The organism is Peptoniphilus sp., from assembly GCF_022767005.1.
Taxonomy (GTDB): Bacteria; Bacillota; Clostridia; order Tissierellales; family Peptoniphilaceae; genus Peptoniphilus_A.
Window position 1 is genome coordinate 1 of record NZ_JALEOV010000105.1, and the last position, 8,602, is coordinate 8,602.

Here is an 8,602-nt window from a genome sequence, read left to right on the forward strand (position 1 = left end):
GATAGATTTCTTATCTTTTCTTCCTCTTATACTTCGTCTAAGCCCTGTTAATAGAGCTTTGGTTACTGTATATTTAGGAACAAGGCTTTCGCCTATATATCTGTTCTCTAACCAAGATAATAACAAGAAAATCGAATCTGCATCGTCATTATACAAAAATTGATATTCAAGACTATTTTCGAAATTTAGTTTCTTTTCTTGCATACTACCCCCATCTCTCTAGTAACCATTTCGTAACTAAAATTATACTATATAAGAGTCTTTATTTCCATAAAAAATAAACAAAAAAACGATATCACAACTTATCTAAATACATGAAAACTTTTCATATTTCAAGCATTTCTCGATAACATGCCTATTATATATGCTTTTGTAAATAATTAAATATTTTACATTTTTTAGATATTTTGTTAATTTGAATTTTACATGATAAGTTATAAAATTAAATGCGACACTAATTGAAAAACAAAAAAACATATTAACTAACTTCGTGTAAAATGTTAATAACGACAAAAACACACACGGAGGTTAATATGAGTCATAAATATCTTACACTAAATGAAAGAAATAAGATAGAGGTTTTACATAAAGAGGACTATTCCTCTAGATGAATAGCGAAAATTTTAGGACACCATCATTCTATAATTACTAGAAAACTTAATAGCTGTGATTCTGAATATCTAGCTAATGCTGCTCAAAAAGATAAAGAGTTTAAGGTTTCATTTAAGTGGCGAAAAAATAAAGCAAGTCAATCATTAAAACAAATAATTATAGAAAAATTAAATTCAAAACGGTCTCCAGAGCAGATTTCAGGAAGTATATTAAAACGCTTGATAAGCTTTAAAACAATATATAATTGACTTTATTCAGGTATTATTAATTTTGATATAATAAAACTTAGAAAAAAAGCTAAAATTAGAAAAGTTAAAGAAACAAGAGAAAAATTTAACATCGGAAAATCAATAAGAAAAGACCCCAAGATATTAAAAATAAAATTAATTTTAGACATTGGAAGTTAGAAACAGTTATATCATCAAGGGGTAAAAGCAAAGGATGCTTCGCAACTTTTGTAAAAATGAAATCTAAGTTTTATATAGTAATACCTATGAAAGATAGAACAAAAGAATCAATATATGAAGCAATACAAAAATTAATCAAATCTTTCCCTAAAGCAGCTTTAAAAATTTTTACATCAGATAGAGGCAAAGAGATTTCTTGTTACAAAGAAATCGGAAATCATGGAATATATTTTTTACTTTGCAGATCCATATTCAACGTGGCAAAGAGGAACAAATAAAAATTCAAACAGACTTTTAAGAGAATATTATCCAAAGAAGACCTATTTAGCAAAAATATCAGTTAATGAACTAATTAAAAATTTAATGGAGCTTAATAGTATACCTAGAAAGCGCCTAAACTATCAAACTCCATTTGAAATATTTTTATACGAACTTAGTTTGCTCTAAGTGGCACAATATTATTTGTAATTCATCATATATAAAGTTTTTAATGTAACTAATACTTTTTTAACTTAGATAATAAAATAAACATTAATAGAAAAATAAAAGGAGCCTATTATTTAAAATAATCAGACTCCTAAAAACTCTTCATTATTAAATTAATCTTGTAAATTCATTTACTAAAACCTCATATGACCATTTTAAATGCTTTTCTAAAATATCTTGTGCTTCTTCTAAATTTCTATTCTTTATACATTTTAATATTTCTAAATGGTATTTAGTACTTTCCACCGTTGTATCCGTTAAGGCATAAGCTTCATGTTGATATCTATCAATTTGTCCTTTTATACTCGAATAAATAGTTTTAATATAATTATTCGCAGAATTTTCTAAAATAAGCCTGTGAGTTTCTTCATCTTTACTTATCAAATATTTCTCAGAAATATATTTATTATTACTTTTATCTTCTAATATTTTATATAAATCTCTTTCTAATTTATTAATTTCATAATCCTTTATATTTTTTATTGAAGTTCTCATTGCTATTTTTTCAATGGCAATTCTAACCTCATAAATATCAGATAAATCTTTTAGAGATAATTCTAGTACAATTGTGCCCACTCCATCTACACTTTTCAAATATCCTTCTTGTTCTAATCTAGTGAGTGCTCTTTTAACTGGAGTTCTACTCATGTTTAATTGTTCTCCAATGCTTTTTTCAGTTAATAATTCTCCACCCTTTACATCACCCGATATTATCGAATTTCTTATGAATCTATAAGCTTTATCTGAAAGAGTTTCCCTACTTTTTAATTTTACTCTCGTCATTACAACCCCACTTAATTAGTTTAAAAAACAGGCCCTTAAATAACAGGATCTCTCGGAGTTTCACCTTTTAAAACAGCCTCTAAATTTCCTAATGCAAATTCTTTTAAAGCTTTCATAGACTCTATTGAAATATAAGAAATATGAGGTGTTACCAAAATACCTTTTTGATTAAAAATTTTTTCATTCCCATTAGGAGGCTCATTAGCCACAACATCTAAAATAGCACCTTCTATTTCTTTGTTTTTAATTGCCTCAATCAAATCTGTTTCTTTTATAATTTTGCCTCTAGAAGTATTAATTATATGAGCGGTCTTTTTCATCATTTTAAATTCATTCATAGTGATTTTATCTTTATTAGCATCAATTCCTTTTAAATTTACACTAACGTAATCCGCAATTTTAAATCCTTCTTCCCAAGATACTTTTTTAACTCCATATTTAGCTATCTCTGCTTCACTTAAAAAATCATCAATGGCATAAACATTAATTCCAACAGGCTTAACCTTATTAGCTATAGCTTTTCCTATAGCTCCAAATCCAACAATGACAAGGTTCTCTTTCGAAATTCTATGTCTAGGTTCTTCTATTACAAGAGAGCCCCACTTACCATTTTTTACATTCTCTAAACATGTATCAGAATAAAACTGTATTCTCTTATTATAGTAATAAATAGCTGCAAGAGTGTAATCTGCTAAGTCTTCAGCACAATATCCCTGTATATTTGTAACTCTTATTCCTTTTTCTTTGCATGCTTCTAGATCAATCCTATCATATCCTCCTCCATATGTCGATATGACTTTACAATTATCCAGTTTTTCTATTGTTTTTCTAGGAATATCAGCGTAAACTTGTGCTAAAATAGCATCAACTTTACTTCCGAACTCCTCAAGATCTTTTTCATAATCATAATTTGAAATCCTTATTTCAACATTTTCAAAAGCTTTTGGCAAATACTCTTTTTCCAAATCGTAATTAGTCCACTCTTCATCTATAATCCAAATTAACATTTTAATAAATCTCCTTTTATAAAAATACATTTGTAATTAATGGTACAAACGTAACTAACATTAATACAACAATTAAAGCTAATATGAATTTTATTATTTCTTTTGTCAATACACTCATTCCTACCTTAGAAATAGCCGTTGCAACAAATAAATTGATTCCATAAGGAGGTGTACAAAAACCAATAGCTAAATTCATAGTTAGCATTATACCAAAAGTTATTGGACTCATTCCTAATCTTAAAACAATTGGTAATAATATAGGTGTCAGGATAATTGTACCAGGTATATTATCAATAAACATTCCTACAATAATTAGGAATATATTAATTAAAATTAAAATAACGATACCATTATCACTAAGAGATGTAATAAACATTGCTATTTTCATAGGAATTTGTTCCATTGTTAACAACGCAGCAAATGCTGTAGACAATCCTACCATAAAAGTAGTTGCCCCATTAACTACTATAGCATCTCTAAAAGACTTATACGCTTCCTTCAAATTTAATTCTTTATAAACAAAAACACCTACTACAAACGAATATACTACCGAAACAACAGCCGCTTCTGTTGGAGTAAATACTCCTGCATAAATTCCACCTAAAATTATTACTGGAGACATTATAGCCCAAAATGCATCAATAAAAGAATGAAATATTTCTTTCAGACTTTTTCTATTTTCATTACCTTTATACCCATTTTTCTTTGATACAATATAACATACAATCATTAATGCTATGCCCATTAAAATCCCTGGCAAGAAACCAGCTGTAAACATTTGTGTTATTGATGCTCCTGAAACAACACCATATATTACAAAAGGAACACTAGGTGGTATAATAACTCCTATTGTACCTGCTGCAGCTGTTAGAGCTGTTGAAAATCCTTTACTATATCCATGATTAACCATCTGCGGAATCATAAATGCTCCAACTGCAGAAACTGTTGCGACTGCTGATCCGGATATTGCAGCAAAAAACATACAAACTACAATTGTAACCATACCCAATCCGCCAGTTATATGTCCAATAAAAGATTGAAAGAAATCTACTAGTCTCTTTGCTATTCCTCCACTACTCATCAAATTTCCAGCTAACATAAAAAATGGAATAGCTAATAAAGGAAAAGAATCTACGCCAGCAATTGAATTCTGGGCAATCATCATTGTTGGCATGTCAGTAAAACTTACAATGTTTACTAAAGTAGAAATACCTATTGCATATCCTATTGGAATTCCCAATATTAATAACACGAAAAATATTCCAAATAATACCATTGACTCCATACTAAATCTCCTCAATTTCTTCGTTATTTATTATACCTTCTTTTTTTCCTGTAATAGTATCTATAGTATCAAAAAAAATTCTAAAAACTAGAATAAAAGATGACACAGGGAGTGCTGAATATACATATACCAATGGCAAACGCATCCCTGATGATAATGCATTTCTTGCGCTCATAGATTTAAGAAGTTTTATTCCTACATAGACTAAAAATACATTAAAAGTAAGCCATATAATATTAATTATTAAGTGTAAAATTTTATGAACTTTTTTTGATTTAAAAATGCTAAATATCAAGTCCACTCTAATATGTTGATTGTCAACATATGCTATACTACTTCCAAGCCATACTTGCCAAATAAATATGTATCTAGACAGTTCCTCAGACCATGCTAACGATGTATTAAAGAAATATCTCATTATAACTTGCATAAATACTATCGCAACATTAATAACTAAACTACTTACTAGGACAATTTCTTCAATCTTATTGAATTTTTTTAAACAATTTCTCATATTTTACTCCTTTTAGAAGAATTGGATATATCCAATTCTTCTAAATTATAGTTGTTTATTTATTATACTTTTCACACAAATTAAATAATTCTTCTCCAAATTGTTTTTGATATTTATCATACATTGGTTGTAAAGCTTTTCTGAATTCTAACTTTTGATCATCGCTAAATACATTAGTTGTAAGTTTTCCTTCTGTTTCAAGATCTTTAATCGCTTTAACGTTATCTTCTAATTCAATCTTCCTTTGTTCTGCAACAAAAACTTTTGCTTCATTTTCAAGCAATTCTTGCATATCTTTGTCCAAAGAGTCATAGACATTTTTATTAATTAAAAATGGCAAAAAGTTATGAACGTGTTCATCAATAGTTTGATACTTTTGAACCTCATAAAATTTATTTGCAAATGTTAAAGATGGTGGATTTTCTTGTGCTTCTACAGTTCCTTGTTGTAAACCTGTATATAATTCTGTAAAGCTCATTGGAGTAGGATTTGCTCCTAATGTTTTATAAAAGTCAATAAATATTGGGCTCTCCATAACTCTCATTTTGACTCCCTTTAAATCTTCAGGTTTTTCAATAGGTCCTGAATTTGTTGTTGTTGATCTAGGTCCATTATATGCATAGCCTAAACAATGAATTCCTTGTTCCTCTAACTTTTTATTAAAATATTCTCCTACTTCTCCATCTAACGCAGCAAAAGCAGATTCACTATTTTTAAAAAGATAAGGCATATCTAAAATACCAAATTCTTCTGAATATGTTGTTAGAACAGAAGTTGATGGCAATGTTGATTGTAATGTCCCCATAGCTACAGATTCTGTCATTTGAACATCTCCACCTAAGGAACCATTTGGATAAATCTCTATACCAATTTTTCCCTTACTTTTTTCTTCAACATTCTTTTTGAAATTCAGCAAAGCCTTATGAGTTGACCTACTTTCAGGTTCAACATGACCTATTTTAATTATTACATCTCCTTTTGCTGCTTTTGTACTTTCTGCCGTATCAGATGTCTTGTTAGCCTTACCTTTACTTCCACAAGCTGTAATAGCAACAGCAACTAATAAAATTGTTATAATTTTTAAAATCTTTTTCATAATATCTCCTTAATTATTATAAAATCGTTATTTCTTCTTTATTTGCATCAATTATAATCCTATCACCTTCTTTAATATCTTCGTAGAACTTCGTATCAACTTTGTCTACTAGTGGTATTTCGAAAATAATAGCACTTGTTACTAAAACTGTTTCTGGATACTTCACAATCATCCCAGCAGGCTGATTATTATATTTCATTAATTGGAATAAACCATCGGCTTGAACAACTGAACTTCCTTTTCCTGATGGAAATACTAAAATTTTTCCAGACATACTCCTTCCAGTAAAATCATGGTTAGGTTCAATCATTTTCCCTGTTCCTGGTTCTAATAAATAAAACATTATTGGATCTTTGGATATAGTTACTTCTGCTTCTACTCTTCCATCAGATATTTTATGACATTTATAAACTCTACTCATTATTTAACCCTCCCTGTTAATGCTGCATCAATACATGTGTCTAAATCTCTTATCACAAAATCGATTCCTCTTCGTTTAGGGTAATAAGCACATTTAGGAGATTCTGTTACCCCAACTTTTCCTTTTAAAAATTTCCAAATTGGTTGATCTGGACAAGTACTAGGTACAATATGAGCCCCAAGTTTTTCCATGATTTCAGAATATCCCATAATATCACAAAGATGTTTTACATGAGATGAAACTAAAATCCACATTTCCTTTTCTAACTTCCTACCATTAATTCTTTCAGAGATATGCCTTACTTCATCAAGTGTAAAATGAGGACAACCAAACATAGCAAAGTCAATTTCTCTTTCTCCTTCTAAAGAAATATCCTTTAACACTTCTTCAAAATCCTCATTTGTTATTGTTACTTTTCTTTCTGGTTCTTTTCCACCAAAAGCCATTTCTAGAGTTTGAGCTTCTGGAGTAAAACCAACTATATGATACATATCATATGCTCCGGATGTATTTAGTTGGGCCCCCAAATTCCTTAACGCTTCTTTACTAATATGTTCTGGCAAACCTACAAAAACGGGAATTCCATGACCTATCTTTTTACCACACATCCCCAACATATGATAATCATAGTCATTATCCATATCAGCTTTTACCTCTACCAAAATAGTTCCCTTTCTATTCTCATCTAAAAGTAAACCGTACTCTGGTACATATCCAGTTATTGCAGCAAATAAAGCTGAGTTAGCTCCTTCCCTATTAGATCTTGCACCCCACACTGAATTTGCATATGGTGTAGCACTGGACTCTGAAAAAGCTATTATTTCTCCAAAATTAGGCACATTTGTATCTATGTATGGAGTACAGTTATAACTCAATGTTGCACCTAATTTTTTATATGCTTCATGAGTCCTTTGCATCATCTCATAATCTTCCTTATCTCCAATATTCATTTTTTTAAAATAAGGAATTCCCCATCCGGGATTAACTGTTGGTGAAACTCTACAATGAGCTCCTAAATTTACCATTTTTTCCGCTAACCATAAATCAGCATCTTGATTACTTAATGCTACATGAGCCCTTGTTATTGGAACCATCCTCTCTGCCCCAAAAGATTCTCCTATTGCAACTTGTACTTTCATTGCAAGTTTAGCACCTTCACCGTACTTGCCATCTAATAAATCTTGTTGATCTTTTGTTAATTTCAAAATACCTCTCCTCTCTTTCTCATGAAAACAATTTCATGTATACTAGAAGTATACATCTATTGCTTTACTATGTCAACATAATATTAAAAGAAATTCCCTTTTTTATTATAAAAATAAATTATCAAATCAAATGAAGCTCTTTTAGTAAGTTATGAGATAATTTTTTCTATACATTTTTTATTTTTTGTGCTTTTCAGTCATGCTTAGTTAAGTTTAAGTTATGATAAATTCTTCGTAATAATCTTTTTTAATTGTTTTTATGTATATTATTATCTATTATTGAATCTAATAGCTTTATGTCTTTGAATCTTCTGTAATTTTGACTAAATCTTGTGAAATTTGACACTTTGTCATAAAATCTAATCCTAAAGGCTATCTATATACTGTACTTCCCTATGTTTCTTTTATTGTTTGTATAATACTTTTTATATTGAATAGGTGCTATATGAATGCTATTTTTATTAGAATAATCAAATTATATTTGTCTATTTCTTTTTGTTATTTATTATAGAATTTTACACTATCTTTTTAGTGAATCTAGACTATAGCTTTTCTTGTTTTAGCTATTTAAATGCAAAAAAGCAGGCTATTTTGCCCGCTTTTTTATGGTTTTGAAGAGCAGTTGCCTGCTCCTATTTGTATTTAATTCTTTGGAATTAGTCAAGAATTTTTGATACTACTCCTGATGCTACTGTTCTTCCACCTTCACGAATGGCAAATCTTAATCCTTCGTCCATTGCTATTGGTGTGATTAGTGTTACTGTAAATGTGGAGTTGTCTCCTGGC

The 8,602-nt window shown here is 29.3% G+C and carries 9 protein-coding genes and 1 pseudogene; 1 reads left to right on the forward strand and 9 read right to left on the reverse strand.

The window, feature by feature from the left end; all coding sequences use genetic code 11:
* Positions 1-204 (reverse strand): hypothetical protein (locus MR285_RS08110; protein WP_293559821.1); only part of this gene is annotated, 204 nt, incomplete at its 3' end.
* A gap of 901 nt (positions 205-1,105) precedes the next feature.
* Between MR285_RS08110 and MR285_RS08115 the strand changes: the two genes are divergently transcribed.
* A complete protein-coding gene (locus MR285_RS08115; RefSeq protein ID WP_293559822.1) occupies positions 1,106-1,297 on the forward strand; it encodes a hypothetical protein in 192 nt (63 codons plus the stop codon).
* A gap of 316 nt (positions 1,298-1,613) precedes the next feature.
* Here the strand turns inward: MR285_RS08115 and MR285_RS08120 are convergent, their stop codons facing one another.
* The 8 genes and pseudogenes from MR285_RS08120 to tuf form a co-directional block, all read right to left on the reverse strand.
* Positions 1,614-2,288, reverse strand: coding sequence for a GntR family transcriptional regulator (locus tag MR285_RS08120; protein WP_293559823.1), 675 nt, complete (start codon positions 2,286-2,288; stop codon positions 1,614-1,616).
* A gap of 35 nt (positions 2,289-2,323) precedes the next feature.
* A complete protein-coding gene (locus MR285_RS08125) occupies positions 2,324-3,295 on the reverse strand; it encodes an NAD(P)-dependent oxidoreductase (RefSeq protein ID WP_293559824.1) in 972 nt (323 codons plus the stop codon).
* A 16-nt stretch (positions 3,296-3,311) separates the two neighbouring features.
* Complete coding sequence (locus MR285_RS08130) at positions 3,312-4,580, reverse strand: TRAP transporter large permease (protein WP_075659934.1); 1,269 nt, start codon at positions 4,578-4,580, stop codon at positions 3,312-3,314.
* A gap of 1 nt (position 4,581) precedes the next feature.
* On the reverse strand, positions 4,582-5,094 hold the full coding sequence (locus MR285_RS08135; RefSeq protein WP_075659933.1) for a TRAP transporter small permease: 513 nt from the start codon (positions 5,092-5,094) through the stop codon (positions 4,582-4,584).
* 55 nt (positions 5,095-5,149) lie between these two features.
* The gene (locus MR285_RS08140; RefSeq protein ID WP_075659932.1) at positions 5,150-6,190 is read right to left on the reverse strand and encodes a TRAP transporter substrate-binding protein; all 1,041 of its coding nucleotides are present in this window, start codon (positions 6,188-6,190) and stop codon (positions 5,150-5,152) included.
* 16 nt (positions 6,191-6,206) lie between these two features.
* Positions 6,207-6,611, reverse strand: a complete 405-nt coding sequence (locus MR285_RS08145; RefSeq protein WP_075659931.1) for a DUF126 domain-containing protein — start codon at positions 6,609-6,611, stop codon at positions 6,207-6,209.
* Positions 6,611-7,816, reverse strand: a complete 1,206-nt coding sequence (locus tag MR285_RS08150; RefSeq protein WP_075659930.1) for an aconitase X catalytic domain-containing protein — start codon at positions 7,814-7,816, stop codon at positions 6,611-6,613. Before MR285_RS08150 ends, MR285_RS08145 begins: the two co-directional genes overlap by 1 nt.
* A 656-nt stretch (positions 7,817-8,472) precedes the next feature.
* Positions 8,473-8,602 (reverse strand): annotated as a pseudogene (tuf, locus tag MR285_RS08155) (elongation factor Tu); the annotation flags it as partial.